Annotated in this window: 19 protein-coding genes; 11 read left to right on the forward strand and 8 right to left on the reverse strand. The window is 58.2% G+C overall.

All coding sequences use genetic code 11. The annotated features are described in order from the left end of the window. Positions 1–3: 3 nt before the first annotated feature. The 8 genes from DBAC_RS15570 to rfbA all read right to left on the reverse strand — a co-directional run bounded on the left by DBAC_RS15570 (position 4) and on the right by rfbA (position 9,938). A complete protein-coding gene (locus DBAC_RS15570) occupies positions 4–729 on the reverse strand; it encodes a class I SAM-dependent methyltransferase (protein WP_015775275.1) in 726 nt (241 codons plus the stop codon). Next, positions 729–2,399 (reverse strand): dihydroxy-acid dehydratase, encoded by a 1,671-nt coding sequence (gene ilvD / locus DBAC_RS15575; protein WP_015775276.1) that lies wholly within the window; start codon positions 2,397–2,399, stop codon positions 729–731. Before ilvD ends, DBAC_RS15570 begins: the two co-directional genes overlap by 1 nt. An 18-nt stretch (positions 2,400–2,417) precedes the next feature. Continuing rightward, positions 2,418–3,290 carry a cell division protein FtsX gene (locus DBAC_RS15580; RefSeq protein WP_015775277.1) on the reverse strand — a complete coding sequence of 291 codons (873 nt, stop codon included), beginning with the start codon at positions 3,288–3,290 and terminating at the stop codon, positions 2,418–2,420. Continuing rightward, the gene (locus DBAC_RS15585; RefSeq protein ID WP_015775278.1) at positions 3,287–3,967 is read right to left on the reverse strand and encodes a cell division ATP-binding protein FtsE; all 681 of its coding nucleotides are present in this window, start codon (positions 3,965–3,967) and stop codon (positions 3,287–3,289) included. The genes DBAC_RS15580 and DBAC_RS15585 overlap by 4 nt, the downstream gene beginning before the upstream one ends. After that, positions 3,964–5,151 carry a response regulator gene (locus DBAC_RS18120; RefSeq protein ID WP_015775279.1) on the reverse strand — a complete coding sequence of 396 codons (1,188 nt, stop codon included), beginning with the start codon at positions 5,149–5,151 and terminating at the stop codon, positions 3,964–3,966. The genes DBAC_RS15585 and DBAC_RS18120 overlap by 4 nt, the downstream gene beginning before the upstream one ends. A 1-nt stretch (position 5,152) precedes the next feature. Then, the gene (locus DBAC_RS15595) at positions 5,153–6,442 is read right to left on the reverse strand and encodes a GAF domain-containing sensor histidine kinase (RefSeq protein WP_015775280.1); all 1,290 of its coding nucleotides are present in this window, start codon (positions 6,440–6,442) and stop codon (positions 5,153–5,155) included. A gap of 16 nt (positions 6,443–6,458) precedes the next feature. After that, on the reverse strand, positions 6,459–8,693 hold the full coding sequence (locus DBAC_RS15600) for a vitamin B12-dependent ribonucleotide reductase (RefSeq protein ID WP_015775281.1): 2,235 nt from the start codon (positions 8,691–8,693) through the stop codon (positions 6,459–6,461). 372 nt (positions 8,694–9,065) lie between these two features. Continuing rightward, positions 9,066–9,938: a glucose-1-phosphate thymidylyltransferase RfbA gene (gene rfbA / locus DBAC_RS15605; RefSeq protein ID WP_015775282.1), complete on the reverse strand. Its 873-nt coding sequence runs from the start codon at positions 9,936–9,938 to the stop codon at positions 9,066–9,068. 156 nt (positions 9,939–10,094) lie between these two features. Here rfbA and DBAC_RS15610 point away from each other — a divergent pair, with 156 nt between their 5' ends. The 11 genes from DBAC_RS15610 (at position 10,095) to DBAC_RS15660 (ending at position 24,273) form a co-directional block, all read left to right on the forward strand. Beyond that, a complete protein-coding gene (locus DBAC_RS15610; protein ID WP_015775283.1) occupies positions 10,095–10,850 on the forward strand; it encodes a MogA/MoaB family molybdenum cofactor biosynthesis protein in 756 nt (251 codons plus the stop codon). 532 nt (positions 10,851–11,382) lie between these two features. Further along, positions 11,383–12,489 carry a two-component system sensor histidine kinase NtrB gene (locus DBAC_RS15615; protein WP_167320947.1) on the forward strand — a complete coding sequence of 369 codons (1,107 nt, stop codon included), beginning with the start codon at positions 11,383–11,385 and terminating at the stop codon, positions 12,487–12,489. Next, positions 12,486–15,587: a UvrD-helicase domain-containing protein gene (locus tag DBAC_RS15620; protein ID WP_015775285.1), complete on the forward strand. Its 3,102-nt coding sequence runs from the start codon at positions 12,486–12,488 to the stop codon at positions 15,585–15,587. The genes DBAC_RS15615 and DBAC_RS15620 overlap by 4 nt, the downstream gene beginning before the upstream one ends. Further along, positions 15,577–16,287 (forward strand): cobamide remodeling phosphodiesterase CbiR, encoded by a 711-nt coding sequence (gene cbiR / locus DBAC_RS15625; protein WP_143890961.1) that lies wholly within the window; start codon positions 15,577–15,579, stop codon positions 16,285–16,287. The genes DBAC_RS15620 and cbiR overlap by 11 nt, the downstream gene beginning before the upstream one ends. After that, positions 16,280–16,786 (forward strand): bifunctional adenosylcobinamide kinase/adenosylcobinamide-phosphate guanylyltransferase, encoded by a 507-nt coding sequence (locus DBAC_RS15630; RefSeq protein WP_015775287.1) that lies wholly within the window; start codon positions 16,280–16,282, stop codon positions 16,784–16,786. Before cbiR ends, DBAC_RS15630 begins: the two co-directional genes overlap by 8 nt. Before the next feature lie 7 nt (positions 16,787–16,793). Continuing rightward, entirely contained in the window at positions 16,794–17,819 is a 1,026-nt protein-coding gene (locus DBAC_RS15635) for a DHH family phosphoesterase (protein ID WP_015775288.1), read from the forward strand. Between the two features lie 32 nt (positions 17,820–17,851). Next, the gene (gene polA, locus DBAC_RS15640; protein WP_015775289.1) at positions 17,852–20,437 is read left to right on the forward strand and encodes a DNA polymerase I; all 2,586 of its coding nucleotides are present in this window, start codon (positions 17,852–17,854) and stop codon (positions 20,435–20,437) included. A 30-nt stretch (positions 20,438–20,467) separates the two neighbouring features. Beyond that, positions 20,468–21,640, forward strand: a complete 1,173-nt coding sequence (locus DBAC_RS15645; RefSeq protein ID WP_015775290.1) for a pyridoxal-phosphate-dependent aminotransferase family protein — start codon at positions 20,468–20,470, stop codon at positions 21,638–21,640. Between the two features lie 9 nt (positions 21,641–21,649). Beyond that, positions 21,650–21,955 carry a DUF1844 domain-containing protein gene (locus DBAC_RS15650; protein WP_015775291.1) on the forward strand — a complete coding sequence of 102 codons (306 nt, stop codon included), beginning with the start codon at positions 21,650–21,652 and terminating at the stop codon, positions 21,953–21,955. Between the two features lie 9 nt (positions 21,956–21,964). After that, positions 21,965–23,014 (forward strand): N-acetyl-gamma-glutamyl-phosphate reductase, encoded by a 1,050-nt coding sequence (argC, locus tag DBAC_RS15655; protein ID WP_015775292.1) that lies wholly within the window; start codon positions 21,965–21,967, stop codon positions 23,012–23,014. Between the two features lie 11 nt (positions 23,015–23,025). After that, positions 23,026–24,273, forward strand: coding sequence for an EAL and HDOD domain-containing protein (locus DBAC_RS15660; protein WP_015775293.1), 1,248 nt, complete (start codon positions 23,026–23,028; stop codon positions 24,271–24,273). The last annotated feature ends 74 nt before the right edge of the window (positions 24,274–24,347 follow it).

Here is a 24,347-nt window from a genome sequence, read left to right on the forward strand (position 1 = left end):
ATCTTACGTTGTAGGCTCGGTGTTCCAGGCCATGAGAGGCGTCTGGGCGCGAGGAGCGGTCAGGTCGACGCGCACCGTCGTGAAGGCCCCCATCCAGGGGAAGACCGGAGTGCTGTTCAGATAGCGGATGACCGGGGCAAAATTCCAGGTGCAGGGCGGGCCAAGGAGAATGGACCTGGCTTCGATACCGCCCGGGGAAAGGTTTTTCAGGATCAGGGCGCGCATTTCGAGCCAGGAGAACCAGCGCGCCTCGTTCAGTGCGGATTTCTTTTTTTCCAGCCGTACGGACAGCCTGTACAAAGACGTCCGGTTCAAAAAGCTGATGAGCAGCCCCTTGCGCGCCACACGCGCCGCTTCGCGCAGGGCCAGACCCGGATCTTCCACGAATTCGAGCACCGTCATGAGCGAAGCGTAGTCGAATTCGCGATCCTCGAAAGGCAGATGCTCCGCGCTCCCGAGATGCAGGTCGGCGCGATGGCCTATCTTCTCCCGGGCCCGGGCCAACATGTCCGGGCTTTTATCCATGCCCGTCAGGTCAAACCCGCAGGACCAAAAAAACTCCAGAAACGTTCCCGTTCCGCAGCCAATGTCTATGAGTTTCTGCTTGCGCCTGGGCCACGGTGCGATAACGCTCTGCAGCAGTTTTTCCTCCTGCTGCAGAGCGAAGCTTCCCCGCGTGCTCCCGGCCCATTTATCATAGCGGGCTGCGCTTTCCCGGTTCCAATGCATCAGATTTTAGTCACCGCGCCCTTGGCCGCGGACGAAGCCATGCGGCTGTAGCGACGCAGGATGGAAGAACGGATTTCCTTGGGATAGGGCTTCCAGTTGCGGCGGCGTTTTTCCAGTTCCGCCTCGTCGACAAGAAGTTCCAGGCTGCGGCCCGGGATGTCGATCTTGATCAGATCCCCTTCCTGCACCAGCCCGATGATTCCGCCTTCGGCCGCCTCCGGGCTGATATGCCCGATGGCCGCCCCGCGCGTGCCGCCGCTGAAACGGCCGTCCGTCAGCAGCGCCACTTCGCCGCCCAGGCCAAGGCCGGAGATGGCCGAGGTCGGGGTCAGCATCTCGCGCATGCCGGGGCCGCCCACCGGGCCTTCGTTACGGATGACGACGACGTCGCCGGCTTTGATCTTTTTGCCCATGATCGCGGTCACGGCCTCTTCCTCGCTCTCGAAGACCCTGGCCGTGCCCGTGCGCTGCATCATCTCGGGCGCCACGGCGGATTGTTTCACCACCGCGCCGTCCAGGGCCAGATTGCCCTTCAAGATGGCGATGCCGCCTTCCTTGGAATACGGCTCGGCCACGGTGCGGATGACCTCGGGGCGCAGGATGCGGGGCTGCAGAGCCTCAAGGTTCTGTCCCAGGGTGCGGCCGGTCACGGTCATGACCTCAAGGTCGATGCGCCCGCTCGCGGCCAGCTCGTTCATGACGGCCGGGATGCCGCCCGCCTCGTGCAGGTCCGCTATGTGATGCGGTCCGGCGGGGGAGAGGCGACAGAGGTTGGGCGTCTTGCGGCTGATCTCGTCGAAAATGTCCAGGGTCAGATCAAGCTCGGCCTCGCGGAAAATCGCGGGCAGGTGCAAAACCGTGTTGGTGGAACAGCCCAGCGCCATGTCCACGGTCACGCCGTTGGCCACGCTTTTTTCGGTCACGATGTCGCGTGGGCGAATGTTCTTTTCGACCAGGCTCATGACCTGCATGCCCGCGTCCTTGGCCAGACGGATGCGCGCGCTGGTCGGAGCGGGAATGGTGCCGTTGCCGGGCAGGGACAGCCCCAACGCCTCGGACAGACAGTTCATGGAGTTGGCCGTGAACATGCCGGCGCAGGACCCGCAGCCGGGACAGGCGCATTCTTCCATGCGCTCAAGCTCCGCTTCGGTCATGCTCCCGATCTTGACCTTGCCCACACCCTCGAAGACCGTGATCAGATCGATTGTCTTGCCTTCGAATTTGCCCGGCAGCATGGGCCCGCCGCTGATCATGATGGAGGGGATGTTGAGGCGCAACATGGCCATGAGCATGCCAGGCACGATCTTGTCGCAGTTGGGGATGAAAACCAGCCCGTCAAAAGGCACGGCCGTGGCCGAAATTTCAATGGAGTCGGCGATGAGTTCGCGGCTGGGCAGGCTCATCTTCATGCCTTCATGGTTCATGGCCAGCCCGTCGCAGACGCCGATGGTCGGAAACTCCATGGGCGTGCCTCCGGCCATGCGCACTCCGTCCTTGACGGCCCTCGCTATGATATCAAGATGCATGTGTCCCGGCACGATCTCGTTGGCCGAATTGACCACGCCGATAAGCGGACGCTTCATTTCTTCCCGGGTCATGCCCAGAGCGAAAAGCAGGGAGCGGTGCGGGGCCTTTTCCAAACCTTTGATCATTTTATCGCTACGATTCATGAGGGATCCTCGAGGAGTTTAATTGCGAAAAGCGACAAGGGAGCTCAAAACTCCAACGGCCGCCAAAATTGCAAGAATGGCCAGACTGTGTATCTGCGGCAGAAAAGATATGGTTATCCACAGGGGCGGAACATTGAACATGTCTTCGATGCCGTGGTGCAAAACCTTCAGCAGACCCAGGGCCAGGCCTGCGCCCAGGAGTCCCTGGAAGGCTCCGCCCACGAGCAATGGAAACTGTATGTACGCACGGCTTGCACCCACAAAGCGCAGGATTTCAAGTTCATCACGTCGGGCCAAGAGGGCAAGCTTGATGGTGTTGCCGACCACAAGGCCCACCACGACAAGCAAAAAGCCGGTCACCGGCCAGAAGGCCATCTTGGTCAATCCGACCCAGGAGGTCAACAGGTCGACCTGCAGGGGATTGAAGGTCACCTTCTCGACCTTGGGCAAGGCTTCAAGACGCTTGACCATGCCCGTGGCCCATTTCTTTCCATTTTCCTGAGGCAGCTCGCACTCGACCAGAGCCGTCGGCGGCAGGGGGCTTCGGCCTTTCATCCATTCCAGATCCACATTCTTCTGAAACGATTCCTCCAGCACGCCAAGAGCCTGATCAGGAGTAAACGTGCGCACGTTGACCACCCCTTCCATGGAGGCCAGCCCGGACCAGATCTCTTTTAATTCCTCGGAACCGACATCGCTCTTCCAGTAGACTTGAAACTGGACATTGCCCTGGCGGCTGCCGATCTGCAGATCGAGATTGTGCACGAGCATCAGAAATGCCCCGCCCAGAAAAGAAACCAGGGTGATGGCCGCGATGGTCATGCACAAAGACCACGGAGCCCGAAACAAGTCCCGCACGCCTTGTCCGATGAGCTGAAAAAATACGTTCATGGCCGACCTCCGGAGGGGGCGCAGCCTTCGCGCATGGTCCCGTCCTCCAGAGTCACGATCCGCGCATCGGCCATGCGTTCCATAATTTCACGGTTATGGGTCGCTATCATAATCGAAGTTCCAAACTTATGAAATTGTTGAAATATATCCATCATGCGCATGGACAGTTCGTGGTCGAGATTGCCCGTGGGTTCATCGGCCAGGAGCAGTTTCGGTTTGACGACCACGGCCCTGGCCACGGCCACCCGCTGCTGTTCGCCGCCGGACAATTCCTCGCAGGGCGCTCCGGTCTTGTGATCGAGATGCAGGCTCCTCAGCACCGCCCGAACCCGTTTCTCGATGATGTGCTGTCCGATTCCGCGTACCTTCAATGGCAAGGCGACATTGGCGAAAACGGTCTGGTTGGTCAGAATCTTGAAATCCTGAAAGACCACGCTTACGTCGCGGCGCAACAGATGTTTGCGGCTCTCGGGCAGGGTGTTCAGATCATAGCCGGCCACATCGGCCTTTCCGCGTTGAACGGGCAGCGCGCCGTGCAGGATGCGCATGAAGGTGGTCTTCCCGGCCCCGGATGGCCCGCACAGAAATACGAACTCGCCGGGCTTCATGCAAAAATTAATGTCTTTCAATGCCAGCTGCCTGCCAAAAGAGTAGGAAAGCTTGGAAATGCTGATCATATTTGGTCCCCGGATTTCTCGGCTTCGTCGTTTTTGTGCTCGTGAACGCTGATCTGTTTGAGGAGCGCCTTGGCTTTTTCGAACTCGGGATCATTGCCCAGGGCGTGGGCCAGAAGCGACTTGGCCCGAGCGTATTGTTTTCTGTTCACATAGGCCACGGCGGCGTTGAACAGAATTTTGGGATTATCGGGTTCCTTGGCCAGGGCCGCGCGGTAGATTTCGACAGCCCGGGCCAGCTCGCCCTTGCGCCGATAGGCCACGGCCATGTTGTTCAAGGTGTCGCAGGTCAGGGATGAAAAAATGTACGAGCCGAAATCGCGCTGCACCTCATCGACCATGTCCAGATCCACATAGGCGTTCCAGATGTCCTGCTTGATCTGATCGTTCTTACGGTCGATGTTGAGGGCGGTCATGAAATTTTTCCTGGCCTCGTGCAGATCTTCCTTGTGAAGATTGATGGAGCCCCGCAGGATATGGTATTCGGTATTGTTCGGACTGATGGAAACAGCTTTGTCCGCAGCAGCCAATGCCTGGTCCCACATTCCCTGCCAGGACTGGATCTTGGCCATGGCCTCCCAGCCTCGGGCGAAGAGCGGGTTTGAGGCCAGAATGTCGCACAGCATCTCCTCGGCCTTTGGAAAATCCGAAAATTCCATCAGCACCCGCACATGCGCAAGCCGTATCCGCTGCGCCTGGGCAGGGTAGAGGAGTTCAAAACGACGCAGCAGATCAACGGCCTTGGCCTGTTCCTTCGCCGCGCACAAATTCTGGATCTCGACTTTGAGCAGTTCAAAATCCTGTTCAAAGCCGCCATTGAAAACCGTGTTCAAGGCCTCGGCCAAAGCCTTGATGGTCACAGGCTTGACCAGATACGCTGAAGCGCCTCCATCCGAAGCCAGGGCCACATCCTCCACCTCGGATTTGGAAGTCAGAAAAATAAAGGGAATATAGGGCGATTCCGGCCGGGAACGCACAGCCCGCAACAAGCCAAGGCCGTTCATCTTCGGCATGTTCCAGTCGGAAATGATCAGGCCGGGGGTGCTGTTCTTGATTTTTTCCAGAGCCTCCTCGCCATTTTCCGCTTCCAGAAAATGGGTTAAACCCAATGCTTTCAGCAAGTTCAAAACCGTCTCCCGGGCAGACAGGATATCTTCAACCACCATGACGGTGATATTTTTGTCCATCTCAATTTTCCCCGGGAATGAAAAGAATGACGCAAAATCTGCTGCCGTGCGGAATGACGTCCTCCACCCAGATCTTGCCTTGAAACATGTTCACGATCTTGCGACAGATGAAAAGCCCGATTCCGGTCCCTTTTATTCCGCTCTCAACTGATTTTTCCGTGCGTACGAACTTGTCGAAAATGGATTCCTTGTAGCGGTCTTCAATCCCCTCGCCATTGTCCTCGACCCAGAATTTAAGCACCGTATGCGTGGGGTCCGCGGTCCTGCGCGATTCCCAGGCGCCCATTCCGATCCTGATCCGACCGTTGCTTGGCGTATATTTGATGGCGTTTGAAATCAGGTTCTGGACCAGATGCTCAAGAAGCATGGGATCGCCCAGCACGTGAACGTCGAGTTCGCACTGATTTTCAATGCTCATGTTCTTTTCACGGGCCAAGGGCATAAGCGCTTCGACCTGCCCGCGCACCAGGGGCAAAAAAGAAACCGGACGCAGGATGACTCCCCGCTCCTGACATTCGTCGACCCGCGCGATGTGCAGGAACTCGTCGATCATTTCCAGAAGCTTGGTCGCGCCTTTAAAGGCTGTTTCAATGATCGGCTGCTGGGATTCACTGGGTCCAAGATACGACAACAGATCCATGTTGGAGATGACGGCCGAAAGGGGGCTCTTGAAATCGTGGACCACCATCTGCACCAGTTCGGAGCGCTCGGTGGAGGCGATGATCAGCTCTTTCTGCTTGATTTCGAGTTCCTGCGCCAATTCCTGATAGCGCTCTTTTTCCGTCTCAAGCCTCTCGAACATTCCCAGACTCTCGATCAGGGGAGTGATCCACCCGGCGTATTCGAGCAGGGCGGACAGGTCGGACTCCGTGAAGGGGCCGCCGCCTTCCTTGTCGGAGACATTGATAACCCCGATGACCCGCTCCTGATCGGAAAGCAGGGGCACGGAAATGAGCGAGGTAGTCTTGTAACCGCCGTTGCGGCAGCAAAAGCGACTGTCGCTCTCGATATCCTTGATCAAAAGCGGGGCTTTGTGCGTGCAAACATATCCGGAGATGCTTTCCGGAGAAAGGGGCTGAGTCAGCCCCACTATCTCCTGTCTGCTGGCGGCCACGACTTTGAGTTCCTGCTTGTCCTCGTCGAACAACATGACCGAGGCGTTACGGCTTTTGATCCTGGTCTGGATAAGCATGCCGCCGCAATGCAGTTTTTCGGCCGCGCTCATGGCTCTGCTGGCCAGGATGGCCATCATGCTCCGCAAAAACTGCTCTATCCCGTTAGACTGCTCCATGATCCGATCCTTTTCTTCATCCACACTTGGTGAAGCCGCAGGACGGACAGACAAAGCACCCTTCCTGAAAGACCAGCTCCGTCATGCATTCGGGGCATTCGGTCTTGGACAGGGATTTGTAGGAACTGCTCGGAGTGGTACCTTGCAGATACTTGTTTTCGAGCACCCAGGATACCGCATCGGGAATGGAAAGGAGCATGCCCTTTTTCTGAAAAACCGGATGCTCCCCTCCGATCCCTTTGAGCTGCTTGACTATTTCACGAACATGCACGCCCGAGCGAAGCGCCAGGGAAACCAGCCGGCCAATGGCTTCGGCCTTGGCGGTGATGGATCTGCCCGAGCGGCCGATGGTGGTGAAAACCTCGAAAGGCTTGCCGTTGACCTCGTTGACCGTCAGATACAGGTCGCCAAGGCCCGTGCGGACCTTCTGCGTGAATCCGTAGACGATGTCGGGCCGGTCCATGGGGCGGCACTCGTCACTCTTCTTCTCTTCCTTATTGCCATCTCCGGTGCACAGGACCTGCACGCTCTTGCAGCCGTCGCGGTAAACCGTGACGCCTTTGCAGCCTTCTTCGTAGGCCATCCAATAGATCTGGTAGATGTCTTCCTGGGTAGCGGAATTGGGCAGGTTGACCGTTTTGGAGACGGCATTGTCGGTGTGCTTCTGGAAGGCCGCCTGCATCTTCAGATGCCACTGCGGCTCGATGTCCATGGAAGTCACGTAGACGTTCCTGAGCTCTTCAGGGAGAAAATCCATGTTCTTGACCGAGCCTTTTTCAATCACCTCGGCCATGAGCTTTTCGGAATAGCATCCCTGGTCGTGCAGGGCTTTGACGAAAAAGCTGTTGGCCTCGGTCAGCTTTTCGCCGTCCATGACCTGACGCACGAAGCACAGGGCGAAAAGAGGCTCCACCCCGGAGGAACATCCGGCGATGATGGACAGGGTGCCTGTGGGGGCAATGGTCGTGGTCGTGGCATGGCGGTAAGGCCCCAGATTCTGTTCCTTGTAGATGGAGGTCTCGTAGGACGGAAAGGGACCACGCTCCTTGGCCAGTTCCTTGGAAGCGGATCTGGCTTCCTTTTGGATGAAATTCATCATCTGCTCGGCGAGCACGATGGCCCGGCGGCTGTCGTAGGGCAGGCCCAACTGGTACAGAAGATCGGCCCAGCCCATTACTCCAAGCCCGATCTTTCTGTTCTTGCGCACAGTCTCCGTGATGCGGTCCAGCGGGTATTCCGAAGCGTCGATGACGTTGTCCAGAAAGCGTACGCTCAAATGCACCACTTCACGCAGCCTGTCCCAGTCGATTTCAACGCCCTCGTCCTTTTCGCGCACGAAACGGGCCAGATTGATGGAACCGAGGTTGCAGGCCTCGTAAGGCAGCAGGGGCTGTTCGCCGCAAGGGTTGGTGCTCTCGATCTCGCCCTGGTCCGGATTGGGGTTGTCGCGGTTGATGCGGTCGATGAAGATGATTCCCGGATCTCCGCTCTCCCAGGCCTTGCGCACCAGGAGCTCGAAGACTTCGCGGGCTTTGAGCTTTTCGATGACTTCCTGCGACTGGGGGGCGACAAGGGGATATTCCTCGTCATTCTCCACGGCCTGCATGAATTTTTCGGTCAGGGCCACGGACAGGTTGAAATTATTGAGGTCCCCCTCGCGTTCCTTGGCCCGGATGAATTCCAGGATATCGGGATGGTCGACGCGCAGGATGCCCATGTTGGCTCCGCGCCTGGTTCCACCCTGTTTGACCTGCTCGGTGGCCGTGTTGAAAATCTTGAGAAAGGAGATGGGGCCCGAAGCAACGCCGCCGGTGGAACCGACCCGGCTGTCCTTGGGACGCAGACGGGTGAAGGAAAAGCCCGTGCCGCCGCCGGACTTGTGGATCAGCGCCGCGTTCTTCACCGCGTCGAAGATCTCGTCCATGGAGTCGCCGACAGGCAATACGAAGCAGGCCGCCAGTTGTCCCAGTTCCGTGCCGGCGTTCATGAGGGTCGGGGAATTGGGCAGAAAATCGTACTCGGTCATCAAGGAGTAAAACGTGCGGGCCAGATCCTTGGGTTTGAAAGGCGAAGACGGGTAGTTCTTTTCCATGGATGCTATGCTTGCCGCCACTCTCCAGAACATTTCCTTCGCTGTCTCAATGGGCGTTCCGTCCAGTCCTTTGCGCTGGTAACGTTTTTTGAGCACCAACTCGGCGTTGGAATTGAGACTCACGTCGGGCAGATCAGCCGGCATTTTCATAACGTCCATGGATACCTCACTTTCCTTGAAATAATTGTGTACCTATTGAAAATAATTGATTCTTCTTGATCGGTTTTTCTCTGTACTGGAGAAGGCTTCAGACTTCAATCGTGAGAAACCGCAGGCAATATCCAATCTCTTCTTTGTCTCTCTAAATAAAGAAATGATTTGGTTATTGAGATTATTAGTGCGCGCATTATGTGCGCTTTGTGGTTAACATATCAAAATATTGATAAATTTAAGGTTGGGAAATTTTGATGTCCATTGTTTTTCAGGTTGATCGTTTTGTGCTCGATCAGAAACAAGGAACAAGGGGACATATTTTGAACATAGTTTTCACCAGGTGTTCGTTTTAAGATCAACGTGCTGATTTGTTTGAACTTAAAATGACTCTTCGGCGATTTCATGCAGATATTTTCCGTACTCGTTTTTTTTGAATTTTGCGGCCAGGAGCTTGAGTTGCTCCGCGTCGATGAACCCTTTTGAAAAAGCGATCTCTTCGATGCAGGCGATCTTGAAGCCCTGCCTGTCCTGGATGGCTTGCACAAAGCTGCCGGCCTGCTGCAGGGATTCGTGGGTTCCGGCGTCCAGCCAGGCATATCCGCGGCCGAGCAGCTCAACTTTGAGGCTGCCTCGGCGCAGGTATTCGCGATTGACATCGGTGATCTCAAGCTCTCCGCGCGGGGAAGGCCGCAGCTTTTTCGCGATGTCGACAACAGCGTTGTCGTAGAAATAAATACCCGGGATAACATACTTTGATTTTGGTTTGAGCGGCTTTTCCTCGATGCTGACGACCTGGCCAGAAGAGTCGAACTCAACGACTCCGTAGCGTTGCGGGTCCTTGACCGGATAGCCGAAGACGATGCCGCCCTTGTCAAGTTCGGCGCAGTCTTTGAGGACCTTGGACAGGCCTTCGCCGTAGATGATGTTGTCGCCCAGGACAAGGCAGACGCTGTCCTGCCCGATGAAGTCCGCGCCCAGGATGAAGGCCTGGGCCAGACCGTCGGGCGAAGGCTGCGCTATGTAGGAAAAAGTGAGGCCAAGGTGGCTGCCGTCTCCGAGCACATCCTTGAAGCGCGGCAGGTCCTGGGGCGTCGAGATGATGAGGATGTCTTTAATTCCCGCCAGCATGAGAATGGAGAGGGGATAGTAGATAAGGGGCTTGTCATAAACGGGAAGAAGCTGCTTGCTGGTGCCGAGGGTCAAGGGATAAAGGCGGGTGCCCGATCCTCCGGCCAGAATGATTCCTTTCATGGGATGATCCTTTTGATGCTGTTTCACGACAAGGAAAACACTACTCCAGACCCACCTCACGGACAAGTGCCGGCTGATTGCGATAATGACAACAGCGCCGGGGTTTGGTAGGCAAAACAGGTCAATACAAAATAAATTGAAGCACAAGGGGCCTGCATGCGTGTTACCTGGAAGGATGCATATACCGCCGCCGCAGTGATTATTGGTCAGGGCAGGGATCATCCGCTCATCCACGGCTGGTTCGATGGCGGCGTGGATCTGCGTGCGGGGGATGTGATCGAGGATCCCCACTGCTGCGTGCAGCTTGAAAACAGGATTCGTCTCTGCCTGGAGGACGGGCTTTTTATCCCTGCCTGGGTGGGCAGAAAGGAAAAGGGCGTGTTCGTGCCGGGTGAATTTTCATGCGCGCGGGCTCGGCGGGGCTTTTCCCTGGCCTGGATCACCTTGAGCGACAAGGGATCGCGGGGCGAGCGCGTCGATGCCAGCGGCCCGGCCATTCGCGACGCGGCCATGGAGGCTATGGACATCAGCCTGGCCCGGGGAATGATCATTCCGGACGAGCCGGAAATCCTCAAGGCAGCCCTTGTGGACAGCTGCCTGTTTCAGGGCTTCGATCTTGTCTTCACCACCGGCGGAACCGGAGTCGGGCCCCGCGACATCACCCCGGAAGTGACCCTGCCTCTTTTGGACAAGAGGCTGCCGGGGTTTGAGCGGGCCATGACCCAGGCCTCCCTGGCCAAGACGCCGCACGCCATGATTTCCCGCGCCGTGGCCGGAGTCATGGGTCTCTCCCTGGTGGTCAATCTGCCCGGAAGCCCCAAGGCCGTGCGCGAAAATCTGCACGCCATCCTGCCCGCGCTCAAGCATGCGGTGGAAAAACTGCAGGGAGATCCTAGGGATTGTGGACAATAACCCTGAACTGAAACCCTCCGACGAATTCAAAAATTTCTACATCAAATTCTCCGTGATCCGTCTCGGGATCATGGTTTTTCTTTTGCTTTTGGCCATAGCCGAGATCATCAATATTTCGGACAGAGGCATGAGGCTGGAAATAAATCGTGATTTGCAGTATATTCTATTTTTTGTCAGTGGTTTTTCATTAAGTATCATATATCTCCTGGCTGCAAAGCGATTTATTGGTTCTTTTCTCCTGTTCAGGCTTCAGCTTTTTGCTGATATTTTTTTAACAACGTGGTGGGTTGTTTTAACGGGTGGATCATTCAGCGCATTTGCTTTTCTTTATATACTCTGCCTGTTTTTTTATGGTCGAATAATTGGATTCAAAACGATAATCATTTCTTCTTTTCTTGTCTGGATTCTTCTCTTCATCATATCCTGTTTTCAATTCTACTATCCGCAATATTGGGCTCAGACCCATATCCGCGGTTCCGACTTGGCCTATAACTACAGTTTGCTGACTTTGGCGCTTATTTTGGTCAGCTCTTTGGTCAAATTGAGTCGTACGGCGGAGAACCGGCTTCTGTTTCGGCTCATCGAGCAGGAAGAAGCCCTGCGCAAAGCCGAGGAGATAAAATACCGCGTTTTTGACTGGATCGATGCGGGGCTACTGGTAGTCAACCATGACGGCAGGATCACGACCGTCAACCAACGTACTCTTGATTGGCTTCCCGGACATGATCGCAACGAAATGGTTGGGACCAGGTTTGATGCCTATTTTCCTGAATTTCTTCCTTTCTGGAAGGATCGCGAGCTTGCGTGCCTGCGTCGAAACATGGTCATAAGCACCCATCGCGGCCTAGTTTTCGGATTCAAGATGACCGAATTGCCCGAAAATCAGGGGTGGATGATCCTTTTTTCCGATATCACCGAAGTGCAAAGACTGGAACGGCAGGTCAAGGAAATGGAGAAGCTGGCCAGCGTCGGCGAACTGGCCGCCGGTCTGGCTCATGAAATGAAGAATCCGTTGGCCGGGATCAAGACCAGTCTGCAGCTTCTCCTTTCCGATGATCTGGAAAAGGAATTTTCCGACAGGCTCTCACGGGTCATACTGCGTGACATCGACCGTCTTGATTTTCTGCTCAAGGATTTTCTGATCTTTGCACGCCCCAAGGCACCCGAGCCGTCCGCCCTTGATCTGGCGACGGAGCTGGACCACGTGCTCATGCCTCTTCGCCTGCAGTATCCCGGCGTTACGATACGCGCTCAAGTCCGGGATGAGCCGTTTTATTTTGACCGCAACCAGTTGCATCAGATCCTTATAAATCTTGTGGTCAATGCTTTGCAGGCTCTTGAAAACACGGAAGATCCGAACATCAGCATCCTGGAAGAAAGGGGACAAAGCACCAGGACCCTGGTCATCGCCGACAACGGCCCGGGGGTGGCTGAGGAGATGGTGGACAAGTGCTTCGACCCGTTCGTGACCAGCAAGGCTGTGGGTTCGGGTCTGGGCCTGGCCATCGCCCGCAGGCTCGCGGCCCAGAACGGCACATTCATCGATCTTTCCAATATTCCCACGGGAGGGACAAGGGCCGTGCTGGTTCAGGACCTCTCTTTTTTCCGGACCCAAAAGGATCCCCAGGATACAACGTGAATACTTTCATCGCCGATCTGCACATCCATTCCAAATTTTCCCGGGCCACGAGCAAGAACCTCACGCCTAGAAACCTGCTGGCCTGGGCCGGGATCAAGGGTATCGACGTTTTGGCCACGGGCGACTTCACCCATCCGGGCTGGATGGACATCATCACCCGGCAGCTTGAAGCCGGGGAAAATGGACTGCTGCGACTGCGCGACGACAAGGCGCTGGAACAGGAGCTGCCCTGGTACTCCGGGAACATGAACGCGGCGCGTATCCGTTTTATGCTCTGCACCGAGATCAGCTCCATTTACAAAAAGCGGGGCAAGGTCCGCAAAATCCATAATCTGGTCTTCATGCCCAGCATCGACGCGGCCCTCAAATTCAACACCCGCCTGGCGCAGGTCGGGAACCTCGCCTCCGACGGCCGTCCCATTCTGGGACTCGACGCGCACGATCTTCTTGAAATGGTTCTTGAAACCGACCCGCTGGCCTATCTCGTCCCCGCCCATATCTGGACTCCCTGGTTTTCCCTGTTCGGGTCGAAATCCGGCTTCGATCGTATCGAAGACTGCTTTGAGGACTTAAGCGGAGAAATTTTCGCTCTGGAAACCGGCCTCTCCTCCGACCCGGAGATGAACTGGATGCTCAGCGCCCTGGACCGTTTTACCCTAGTCTCGAATTCCGATGCCCATTCCGGGGAAAAGCTGGGCCGGGAAGTCACTGTTTTTTCCGGAGAGAGGTCTTTTGCGGGTATTCGCGCCGCCTTGCGGCGCGAGAGCGAAACGACGCGTTTTGAAGGCACTCTCGAATTCTATCCCGAGGAAGGCAAATATCACCTCGACGGTCATCGCAAATGCGGCGTCATGCTCGAACCCCAGGAGACAGCAGCGCACCGCGGGTTTTGCCCGGTCTGCGGCAAACCTCTGACCATTGGCGTGCTGAACCGCATCTTTGCCCTCTCGGACCGGGACTTGCCCGTACGCCCGGCCAATCATCCGGGATTCTCGTCGTTGGTGCCCCTGACCGAAATCCTTTCGGAGATTCTGGGGGTGGGTCCCGGCACGAAGAAAGTGCTTGGCATGTACAACCAGCTTGTTCAGGATTTTGGTTCTGAATTCAGTATATTGCGGGATGTTCCCGAAGAGGACTTGCGGCGCTCCTCCACGGTTTTGGCCGAGGCCGTGCGCAGGATGCGGCAGGGCGTGGTTCACAGGCATTCGGGGTATGACGGCGAGTATGGGCGCATCTCCATGTTCGCGCCTCAGGAGCTGCTCGAATTCAAGCATGGGCGCATGCTGTCCATGGCTGCCCGTTCCGCGCCGCCGGAAGTATTGGGACAGCGCTGGCGCAAGACCAAGGGGGAGCTCTCGCTCCTGGCAGACGAAGCGGTCCAGACGGCCAATGAAATGCAAATGGCCGCGATTCTCGCCGGCCCCGGGCCGGTGCTGGTCCTGGCCGGTCCCGGCACGGGCAAGACCCAGACCCTCATGGGCCGCGTGCGCCACCTGCTTGCGCAGGGCGCCGACCCGGCGCGAATCCTGATTCTGACTTTCACCCGCAAGGCCGCGCGGGAATTGAAAGATCGCCTGCAGCGGCTTTGTCCGGGCCTGCCCGTGCTGCCCAAGACGGACACCCTGCACGCGCTGGGGCTTGAATACTGGACCTCTGTCATGGGCGAGGCCCCGATCCTTCTGTCCGAGGAGAGCAGCCGCAGACTTTTCGCGGCCGCCAATCCCGACCTGCAGGGCAAGGAACTCAAAACCGCCTGGAATGAACAATCCCTGGCCCGCGAGGACGGGGTGCGCATCCCCGGCGAACACACCAGATGCTATCTGGACGACAAGGTCCGCTTCAATCTGGTCGATTACACCGATCTGCTCGAATTCTGGCTCGAACACCTCGAACTTGGGCAATGCGTTCCGGACTTCGATCACGTCCTGGTCGACGAGGTGCAGGACCTCTCCGCTCTTCAGCTCGGACTGGTCACGGCGCTTTGTGCCCAGGGAGGGCGGGGTTTTTTTGCCATCGGGGACCCGAACCAGGCCATTTACGGATTTCGTGGCGCGGTGCGTGATGTCGAGGGCAGACTTCGTGCTCTGTGGCCGGATCTCAAAAGGATCAGGCTGGTCCACAACTATCGCTCGGCGCAGCAGATCCTAAGCCTTGCGGCGCATCTTTTTACGGAAAAGCAGACCCTGGTGGCCCAGAAATCCGTCTTGGCGTCCCTCGTGCTGTTCGAAGCCCAGAGCGCCGAGCAGGAGGCGGGCTGGATCGCGGGGCGGGTGCGCGAACTCCTGGGAGGCACCGGCCACTGGCAGGCGGACACGCACGAGGGGAAAAACATTTCTCCCGGCGACATCGCCGTGCTGGTGCGTTTCAAGGCTCTTGTCCCGCCCATTGCCAAGGCTCTTGAGAGCGCCGGGATACCTGTGTCCGTGCCGGAGCAGGAGTCCTTTTTTGTCGATGCGCGGGTGGATCTTCTTTTGCGGATCGCCGGAAACGTGCTCGGACTGCCCGACGCCGTGGACGAGCAGATTCCGTCCTGTCCCGAGGATGTGGTCGAGAAGGGACCGCTGGCCATGGCCGTCCATTTCTCAGCGACCCCGCCGTTTGACGCCCTGTTCTGGAAGAGCAGGGCTTTTGTGGATCTGGTCAAGGCCTTCCAGGCCTGCTCGGGCTGGCGCGGACTTTTGAACATGGTCCGGCTTGAGACCGAGCTTTGCGCCATCAGGGCCAAGGCGCAGAAAGTGCAGATTATGACCATGCACGGGGCCAAAGGGCTCGAATTCGAGGTCGTGTTCCTGCCCGGCCTGGAAGAGGGCATCCTGCCTTTTGCGGGAATGGACATGCTCCTTGGCAAGCCCGGCGACGATCATGGGCTCGACATGGACGAGGAACGCCGCCTTTTCTACGTCGGCCTGACCCGGGCCAAATCCATGCTTTTCCTGAGCCACTCGGCCAGCCGCCGCGTTTTCGGCAAGACTTTGAAACTCGCCCTGTCGTCCCTGGTGCGCCGTCTGCCGCAGGACATGCTGCGTAAAAGCGCCATCAAGCGCCATGTGCGTCGTAATGAACGGCAGCTGAGCCTTTTTGACCCGCATGCGCTTTAGACTGGCTGCGCCATCCTGCGTCATCCCGGACCGGGTCGGGCCCAATTGCCGGGCGCTCTCTTCCATGGTGGGCGAGGTCGCGCTCATGCTCCTTGAGACGCGTGGTTGCCTGGACTACGATGAGCTTGATCTGCCCTTGAATCTGCCTGAACTGGGGCTGACCTACCATGCCCATCTTCCCCTGGATCTGCCCTGGAAGGACGGTCCGGCCGCCGTTGGCGACGCCATTTTCGCGCTTGAGCAAAAAATTGCCTTTCTCAAGCCACGCGGTTATGTGCTCCATCCTCCTGAACCCGGGAACCTCTCCGCGCTGCTGCGGCACAGGCCCGCCCTGTCTTCCATGCTCTGGCTCGAAAATACGCGTGAGGGCGATCTGAGTGGAATCTGGGATGAGATACGCGCATGTGGGCTTGGAGTCTGTCTGGATGTGGGGCACATGGTCAGTTATGGCCAAGACAGCCTGATGAGCCTGCCCGGATTTTTCGAGCGCGTGCGCATTCTCCATATCTATGGCGGAGAATCAAGGAGCGGGCATGCCGGGCTGGGTCAGCTGCCCGATCCGGGCCTGCTGCGCGACATCTTGCTGCGCGTAGCGGAGGATACGACGCTGGTGGTTGAAATATTTTCTCTGGAAGAGCTCGGACGCTCCTTGAATCTGCTTCAGTCCTGGCTTCTTCAGTGGGGCATGCACCATGATTGATCTGGTCCTTGGCGGCAACAAATCCGGCAAATCCGATTTCGGGCTCGAGCTCCTGTGCCGGGGGCCGCGCCCCTGGACGCTTGTGGCCACGGGAAAATCCCGTGACCTTGCCTTTCGGCGACAGATCACTACCCACCGTCAGAACCGGGATGCGGATATCGCGGTGCGGGAAGTGGACACCGATCTGGCCGGCGCGCTTGGAGCCCTTGCTCCCTCAGGCGGCAGCGTTCTGGTCGACAGTCTTGATTTCTGGATGTTTTCGCTGGCGGGCAGCCGGGATGACGGCAAGCGGATGAGAGAGGAATTTTTCGCCGGCCTTCGGGATTGGAGGGGGGGAAATCTGATTTTGGTATCGACTGAAATGGGGCTGGGGCCTCTTGCATTCGACGGTGAAATACGGGCATTTGCCCGCGATCTGGGTCAACTCAACCGTGAAATTGCCAGTGTCAGTACAAGTGTGTATCTGGTCGTTGCCGGGTTGGCCCAAAAACTCAAGTGAGAAGGTCATGGCCTATTTTCGAAAGCTGGATCCGAAGCTTGCCAAGCTTCAAGAATTGCTGAATAAAAATGAGCGTTGGCTGATCCTCATCAATGCCGATCCCGACGCCTTGGCCTCGGCCATGGCGTTGAAGCGCATCCTCGCAGGCCGTGTCGAACAGGTCGCCATCGCCCATGTCAACGAGATCACCAGGCCCGACAATCTGGCCATGATCCGCTTGCTGCGCATCGCCACCAAGAAACTCAATCCGCTTCTTTTGGCCCAGTACGACCGTTTCGCCCTGGTCGACTCCCAACCGCATCATCACCCGGATTTCGCGAACATCCACTTTTCCGTGGTCATCGACCACCACCCGAAAGTCGCGGGCACGCCCGTGGAAGCCGATTTTGTCGAGATCGTGTCCGAGTACGGGTCCAACGCGACCATCATGACCGAATATCTCTACAACCTGGGACTGCGTCCGGGGAAGCTGCTGGCCACGGCCCTCTTGTACGGGATCAAGACCGACACCCAGAGCTTTGAGCGCGAGTTTCACGACAACGACATGAAGGCTTTTCGCTACCTCTCGAAATTCTACAACAAGCCCCTGCTGCACAAGATCATCCGCTCGGAGTTCCGCCTGGAGTGGCTTAAGTATTTCACCCAGGCCTTCCGCAAGATGCGGGTCACCGGCAAGACTATCACCATCTTTATGGGTAAGGTCGATTCTTCCGACATTTTGGTCGTTCTGGCTGATTTTTTCCTGCGCGTGCACGGGCTGTCCACGACTGTGATCAGCGGCATCAGCGAGGACAAGCTCGTTATCGTCTTTCGCGGTGACGGCTTGCGCCGCGACATGGGCAAATTCGCCAAGCGCCTGTTCGGCGACGTGGGTTCCGCCGGAGGACACAAGTCCATGGCCCGGGCCGAGATTCCCATGGAGAAGCTGGGCTGTCAGCACGCCAGCCAGTTTGTGTGGGAACGACTGCATGGTGGCGTGGATGTGAAGAAAAAGAAGAAAGAGCCGGAGACTTCTCCGAACGGGGCCTCATAACCGACACCCGCTTCCCCCAAACCGGAGGGCGCATGAGTTTGCAAACAAGGCTCGGACTGAAAACCGAGCCGCTTTTTTTGATCGACGGTCACGCCTTCATCTATCGCGGTTTCTACGCATACCCCGATTTCAAGCGCTCCGACGGGTTTCCGACCAGCGCCATGTATATCGTCTTCAAGCTGGTCCTCAGGCTCCTGCGCGAAGAGAATCCGTCCCACCTCGTTTTCGTCACCGACGGCCGCGCCCCCACCTTCAGGCATGAACTTCTGCCCACCTACAAGGCCAATCGGCCGCGCATGCCCGAAGGGCTGGCCGCGCAGCTCGAACCGTTGAAGGCGGGGCTTCGGCTGCTGGGCATCCGCGTGCTCGAGGCCGAGGGCGGGGAAGCCGACGACTGCATCGCCTCCCTGGCCGGCCGTTTCAAGGAAGAGCGCAGCGTGGTCATTGTCGGCGCGGACAAGGATCTGCGGCAGTGTCTGGACGAGAACGTGGTCATGTGGGACCCGGCCCAAGGCAAGGAGAAGCTTGTCACCCGCGAGGGCTTTGTGGAGGAGACGGGACTGCAGCCGGATCAGTGGGCGGATTTCCAGGCCATGACCGGAGACGCGGCGGATAACATTCCCGGCATCCCGAAAGTCGGGCCCAAGACGGCCATGGGTTTCTTGCGCCGCTTTCCAAGCCTTGATTTGCTCAAAAAGAATTTCGACCGCCTCACGGCCAAGGAACAGACCCTGCTCTCCCCGCACATGGAGCAGGTCTTTGTGTACCGGAAACTGACCACGCTTCGCACGGACATGTGCACGGAGTTCGGTCTTGACGATCTGGCTGTGGGAGAGGTCGACGGCGGGGCGCTGGATTTTTTCAAGGAATATGAATTCCGCTCCCTCTTGTCCGAATTTCAGGCCCTTGCCCGTAAAAACGGGCGCGCCAAGGCGTCTGGCGCTCAGGAGCAGGCGGCGGTGGCCGCTCCGGTCCCGGACGGGGAGCAAACATCCGGTCCGGTGCGGGTCGAACCCCGCCTGGCCCCACGCCTTGAGCCCATGGCCGGAAAGGACGTGGGCCTTTACGCCGAGGGCGAAAAGTGGATTCTGGGCACGGATGCGGAAGAGCTTTTGTTCATGGGCGCGGCCTCGGATTTGTGCCGCGCGCTGACTGGGGCGCGCGTGTACGTGACGTCGTACAAGAGCGTGCTTGAGCAGGGCCGCCTTGATCTTTCGGGCTGCGCCGAAATTTTCGACATAGAGCTTGCCGCCTATCTCCTGAGCCCGGAAGAGCGCAATTACTCCCTGGAGCGAATCCGCGACGGGCTGGGCGACGAGATCGACGTGCACCGGGAAAATCACGGCCAGGCAGTGCTGGCAGTAGGCCGCCTGCTGCATGCGCGGCTCGCGGGCTCGGAGTTGCTTGGGCTGCTGCAAGATCTTGAATTGCCTCTGACCGAGGTGCTGGTGCGCATGCAAAAACGCGGCATCCGCATTGATGCGGCCAGGTTCCATGATTTTCTCGGCATGGTCCAGGCCGAGCTGGATCGGTTGACGCGCACGATTCATGAGCAGGCCGGAGAAGAGTTCAACATCCGCTCCAGCCAGCAGCTGGCCGAAGTGCTTTTTTCCCGACTGGGCCTGGCCTGCAAGCAGAAGACTCCCGGCGGGGCGCAATCCACGTCCAGCAGCGTGCTTGAAGGATTGGCCGCGGAGCATCCCATCGTCGCCGATGTGCTGGAGTTCAGGATGTACGAGAAGCTGCGCTCCACGTATCTTGAGCCCATGCCGCAGCTGGCCGATAAGAACGGGCGCATCCACACCACCTTCAACCAGCTGGCCACGGCCACTGGCCGCCTTTCAAGCAGCAACCCGAACCTGCAGAACATCCCCATTCGCGGAGCGCTTGGTCCGCGAATGCGCTCCTGTTTCGTGGCCTCGCCCGGCAACCGGCTTGTGGCTGCGGACTATTCGCAGATCGAGCTTCGGGTTCTGGCGCACATGTCCGGAGACCAGACCCTCACGGAGGCCTTTGCCGCCGGTGACGACATCCACGCCCGCACGGCCGGGATTCTCTTCGACACGACCGAGGTCAGCGCCGACGAGCGGCGCAAGGCCAAGACCATCAACTTTGGCCTGCTCTACGGCATGGGCCCGCAGAAGCTGGGGCGGGAGCTGGGCATCAGCCTGAAGGAGGCCAAGGAGTTCATCGCGGTCTATTTCAGCAAATTGTCCCGCGTGCGGGAGTTTTACGAGGAAATCGAAGCCGGGGCCAAGTCCCTCGGCTATGTGACCACTCTGGCCGGGAGACGGCGCATGCTGCCCGAGATCAATTCCCGCAATACGAACATGGCCCAGCAGGCCCGGCGTATGGCCATCAATACCGTGGTCCAGGGTTCGGCGGCGGATATCATCAAAAAGGCCATGCTCGAAGTGGACAAGAGTCCGGTTATTGGCGAATTAGGCGCGAGCCTGATCCTGCAGATTCACGACGAACTGCTGCTCGAGGCCCCTGCGGCCCGGGCCCGGGAAGTGGGCGAGGCCGTGGCCGGGATCATGGCTTCCGTGTACAGCCTCAGCGTGCCCCTCGTGGTTGACTGGGGCGTTGGCGATGACTGGAGCGCGGCTCACCAATAACCATTTGCAAACATCTTTTGCGGATACGATATGCTCAATAAATTACGATTGCTGACCCCCGGTCCCACTCCCCTACCGGAGGAGGTTCGCCTGGCCCTGGCCAAGGACATGATTCACCACCGCAAGCGCGATTTCGTGCAGATCATGGAGCGCATTCAGCCTGGCCTCAAGTACCTGTTCGGCACCGCGCAACAGGTTCTGCCCCTGTCCTGTTCGGGCACGGGAGCCATGCACGCGGCCGTGACCAATCTTTTCGCGCCCGGCGAGAAAGTGCTCGTGGTCGAGGGCGGCAAGTTCGGAGAGCGCTGGCGGGAGATCGCCCAGGCGCGTGGTCTTGTCGTCACCTCCCTGGTTCTTGAAAACGGCCAGGCCGTGGCGGCCGAGGAGGTGCGGGCGGCTCTGACGGCGGATCCTGCGCTTTGCGGCGTGCTGGTCCAGGCCTCGGAGACGTCCACCGGGGTGCTGCACCCCGTGCACGAGCTCGGCCAGGTGACCCGTGACAAGGACGTGCTCCTTGTTGTCGACGGCATCTCGGCTGTCGGAATTTCGCCATGCCCCATGGACGCCTGGGACATCGACTGCCTGCTGACAGGGTCCCAGAAGGGCCTCATGCTCCCGCCGGGTCTGGCCCTTTTGGCCTTGAGCGCCCGCGCTTGGGACAAAGTGCGCAGCGTGGGTCCTACTGACTTCTATTTCAACCTGCTGGCCGAGCGGGACAAGAGCCTGGGTCACCAGACCCTTTTCACTTCCCCGGTCAATCTGCTGCAGGGGCTGGCCGTGAGTCTTGATCTGTTCAAGGAACAGACCCTGGAGGCCGTGTACGCCAAGCAGTGGGCGCTGACGTCCATGGCCCGGGCCGGGGCGACAAGCATGGGGCTTGAGCTTTTGGCCACGACGCATTTCACCTGGGGACTGACCGCCATCAAGCTGCCGACAGGCATCGATGGCGGCGAAGTGCTCAAAGTAGCGGCAGAGCGCTGCGGCGTGGTCATGGCCGGGGGGCAGGGCGAACTGAAGAAGAGCCTGGTCAGGCTCGGCCATATGGGCCATGTGGATTGGAGCGATGTCCTGGCGGGGCTTTACGCTCTGCGTGAAGGCCTGCATGCGGCCGGTGGATATTGCGCCGCAAGGACGTATCTGGAAGACGCAGCCAGTGCCTATGCAGAAGCGCTGCGCGACGGTTGCCCCGAATATCGGGCGTAAGGAGCGATTATGAACGAAGAAAAAAAATTGGCCGAAGAATACGAAGATTTGTCCTGTTCCTGTCCGGAAATGCCGCAGCTGGATTTCGGGACCTTTGTATTGTCCATGAGTTCCTCCGCCTTGGTTCACCTGGGCGAGGTGCCTGAGCCCGAAAGCGGACAGCTCATGGAGAACGTGCTGGCCGCAAAGCAGACCATCGATATCTTGTGCATGCTTGAGAGCAAGACCAGGGGCAATCTGACGGATCAGGAAGCCCGGCTGCTTCGGGACATGCTTTTTGAACTGCGCATGAAATACGTGCAGAAGGCGAAATAGGGAGCAACAATGGTGAAGCGCGTCGGTCTGGTCGGGGTTACCGGCTACACGGGAATGGAGTTGACCCGCATCCTGCTTGGCCATCCCGGCCTGCGTCTGACCCAGGTCACGTCGCGCAAGGAGGCCGGACAGCCCCTGCAAAATATTTATCCCTTCCTGCAGGGCACGGAGCTTGGCGATCTTGAAATAACTGCTCCGGACAGCGCTTTTCTGGCCGCGAATTGCGATCTTGTCTTTCTGGCCGTTCCTCACTGCACGGCCATGGAGATGGCCGCCGAGCTACGCGGGCACGGGACAAAGGTCGTGGACTTGAGCGCCGATTTTCGTCTGCGCGACCATGTGGAGTACGAGAGCTGGTACGGCGTGTCCCATACCCAGTCCGCTCTCCTGGCCGAGGCCGTTTACGGTTTGCCGGAACTTTACGCCGAACGCATCGCCGGGGCCTCCCTGGTTGCCAATCCCGGCTGCTATCCGACATCCGCCATCCTGGCCCTGTACCCGGCCTTGGCTGCAGGACTTATCTCGCCCGAGGACCTGGTCATCGATTCCAAGTCCGGAACCACCGGTGCCGGGCGCAAGGCGGGCGTCGGCACTCTTTTCTGCGAAGTCTCGGACACGTTCCGGGCCTACAATCTGACCAAGCACCGCCACACCCCTGAAATCGAACAGGAGCTGGGCCTGGCTGCCGGCCGCGAAATACGTCTCTCCTTCAACACGCACCTCTTGCCCATCAACCGTGGCATCCTGACGACCGCCTACGCCAAACTCTCCCCCGGCGTCGGCCTGGAGCACATCCGTGCCTGTTATGAGGCGTTCTATGCAGGCAAGCGGTGGGTGCGTCTCTTGCCCCAGGGATCCCTGCCTGAAACCAGGTGGGTGCGCGGCACCAATTTCTGCGATCTCGGACTGGTCACGGACCCGCGCACGGATAGACTCATCGTGGTCTCGGCCATAGACAACCTTTGCCGCGGCGCTTCGGGCCAGGCCGTTGCCAATGCCAACCTCATGCTGGGCCTGAAAGAGGATATCGGCCTGCCCTTTGCTCCACTCATGCCTTAGAGGTTTTGTCCATGTCGGAACAAATGCCCGAACAGTTCTACGACAGGATCTATGTAGCCAGGCAGCCCATTTTCACGGCGGAAATGAAAATCTGGGGCTATGAGCTTCTTTTCAGGAGTGGAGAGGTCCAATCCGCCGTGTTCACGGACGGCGACCAGGCCACGACCCAGGTCATCGCCGATGGATTCGCCCTCGGCTCCCGGGGCATGGGCGCTAAAATCAAGGCGCTGATCAATTTTCCGCGCAATGTCCTTGTGGGCCACGCGCCCTATGTGCTTCCTTCCGAGCGTTGCGTGGTGGAAATACTGGAGACGGTCTCGCCCGAGGATGAGGTCATGGAGGCCTGCCGGGAGCTGAAGAGAAACGGCTATACCCTGGCTCTGGATGATTTTGTGGGAGAGCCGGGTTTTGAGCCTTTGTGCGAGATTGCGGACATCATCAAGGTCGATATTCTGGGCAAGACGCCAGGTGAAGTCATGGCCATCGTCAAGGGCCTGCGCGGGTACAAGGCCCGCCTTCTGGCCGAGAAGGTCGAGAACCTTGATATGTTCAACGTCTGCAAGCGTCTGGGATTTGAATATTTTCAAGGGTATTTCTTCAGCAAACCCGAGATCATCCCCGGGCGCAAGCTCTCTGCCACGCAGAGCACCAAGATCAAACTCCTGAAGGAACTCAATGAAACCGAGACGGAATTGTCCCGGCTGGTGGAGATCATTCAGACGGATCTGTCCATTTCCTATCGCCTGCTCAAGTACATCAATTCCGCCCGTTTCAGCCTGCGCGGTAAAATCGAGTCCATCCAGCGTGCCGTGAACATGCTCGGACGCCAGAATCTGCGTCAATGGCTGCAGGTGGTCATTCTGTCCGACATCAACTCCACGGACAAGGGTCAGGAGCTGGTCCGCATGTCCGTCTTGCGTGGTCGCTTCCTCCAGCTTTTGGCCGGGGCTGCCCCTGCGCCGTTTCCCATGGACAGCATGTTCGTGATGGGCTTTTTTTCCGTGCTTGACGCGATTTTGGACCAGCAGATGGCGCAGGTCCTTGACGAGATTTCCCTGGATCCGGACATCAAGACCACTCTGGTCGACACACATAGCGTGCACTCCGTCTGGATCGGGCTTTTGAATGAGCTTGATCGCGGCAGATGGGACGAGCTGGAGAAAAAGGCGCAGCAGATGGGCATTCCCATGGAGTTTGTCCACAACGCCGCCAGCGAGGCTGCGCTGTGGACCGACGAAGTCATGGGAGGTGCGTCCTAGGGAGGGCCCCAAATGCCCTTGGGGGCTGATTCAAGGTCTGCGAGCTTTCGCGCTCATCAATAAGAAGGACCCGC

It is taken from the genome of Desulfomicrobium baculatum DSM 4028, assembly GCF_000023225.1.
GTDB lineage: Bacteria > Desulfobacterota > Desulfovibrionia > Desulfovibrionales > Desulfomicrobiaceae > Desulfomicrobium > Desulfomicrobium baculatum.

Bases quoted from the DNA above. Each gene is read 5' to 3' on its own strand.
- DBAC_RS15570 (WP_015775275.1), bottom strand. From the start codon at position 729: ATGCATTGGAACCGGGAAAGCGCAGCCCGCTATGATAAATGGGCCGGG.
- ilvD (WP_015775276.1), bottom strand. From the start codon at position 2,399: ATGAATCGTAGCGATAAAATGATCAAAGGTTTGGAAAAGGCCCCGCAC.
- DBAC_RS15580 (WP_015775277.1), bottom strand. From the start codon at position 3,290: ATGAACGTATTTTTTCAGCTCATCGGACAAGGCGTGCGGGACTTGTTT.
- DBAC_RS15585 (WP_015775278.1), bottom strand. From the start codon at position 3,967: ATGATCAGCATTTCCAAGCTTTCCTACTCTTTTGGCAGGCAGCTGGCA.
- DBAC_RS18120 (WP_015775279.1), bottom strand. From the start codon at position 5,151: ATGGACAAAAATATCACCGTCATGGTGGTTGAAGATATCCTGTCTGCC.
- DBAC_RS15595 (WP_015775280.1), bottom strand. From the start codon at position 6,442: ATGGAGCAGTCTAACGGGATAGAGCAGTTTTTGCGGAGCATGATGGCC.
- DBAC_RS15600 (WP_015775281.1), bottom strand. From the start codon at position 8,693: ATGGACGTTATGAAAATGCCGGCTGATCTGCCCGACGTGAGTCTCAAT.
- rfbA (WP_015775282.1), bottom strand. From the start codon at position 9,938: ATGAAAGGAATCATTCTGGCCGGAGGATCGGGCACCCGCCTTTATCCC.
- DBAC_RS15610 (WP_015775283.1), top strand. From the start codon at position 10,095: ATGCGTGTTACCTGGAAGGATGCATATACCGCCGCCGCAGTGATTATT.
- cbiR (WP_143890961.1), top strand. From the start codon at position 15,577: ATGCGCTTTAGACTGGCTGCGCCATCCTGCGTCATCCCGGACCGGGTC.
- DBAC_RS15630 (WP_015775287.1), top strand. From the start codon at position 16,280: ATGATTGATCTGGTCCTTGGCGGCAACAAATCCGGCAAATCCGATTTC.
- DBAC_RS15635 (WP_015775288.1), top strand. From the start codon at position 16,794: ATGGCCTATTTTCGAAAGCTGGATCCGAAGCTTGCCAAGCTTCAAGAA.
- polA (WP_015775289.1), top strand. From the start codon at position 17,852: ATGAGTTTGCAAACAAGGCTCGGACTGAAAACCGAGCCGCTTTTTTTG.
- DBAC_RS15645 (WP_015775290.1), top strand. From the start codon at position 20,468: ATGCTCAATAAATTACGATTGCTGACCCCCGGTCCCACTCCCCTACCG.
- DBAC_RS15650 (WP_015775291.1), top strand. From the start codon at position 21,650: ATGAACGAAGAAAAAAAATTGGCCGAAGAATACGAAGATTTGTCCTGT.
- argC (WP_015775292.1), top strand. From the start codon at position 21,965: ATGGTGAAGCGCGTCGGTCTGGTCGGGGTTACCGGCTACACGGGAATG.
- DBAC_RS15660 (WP_015775293.1), top strand. From the start codon at position 23,026: ATGTCGGAACAAATGCCCGAACAGTTCTACGACAGGATCTATGTAGCC.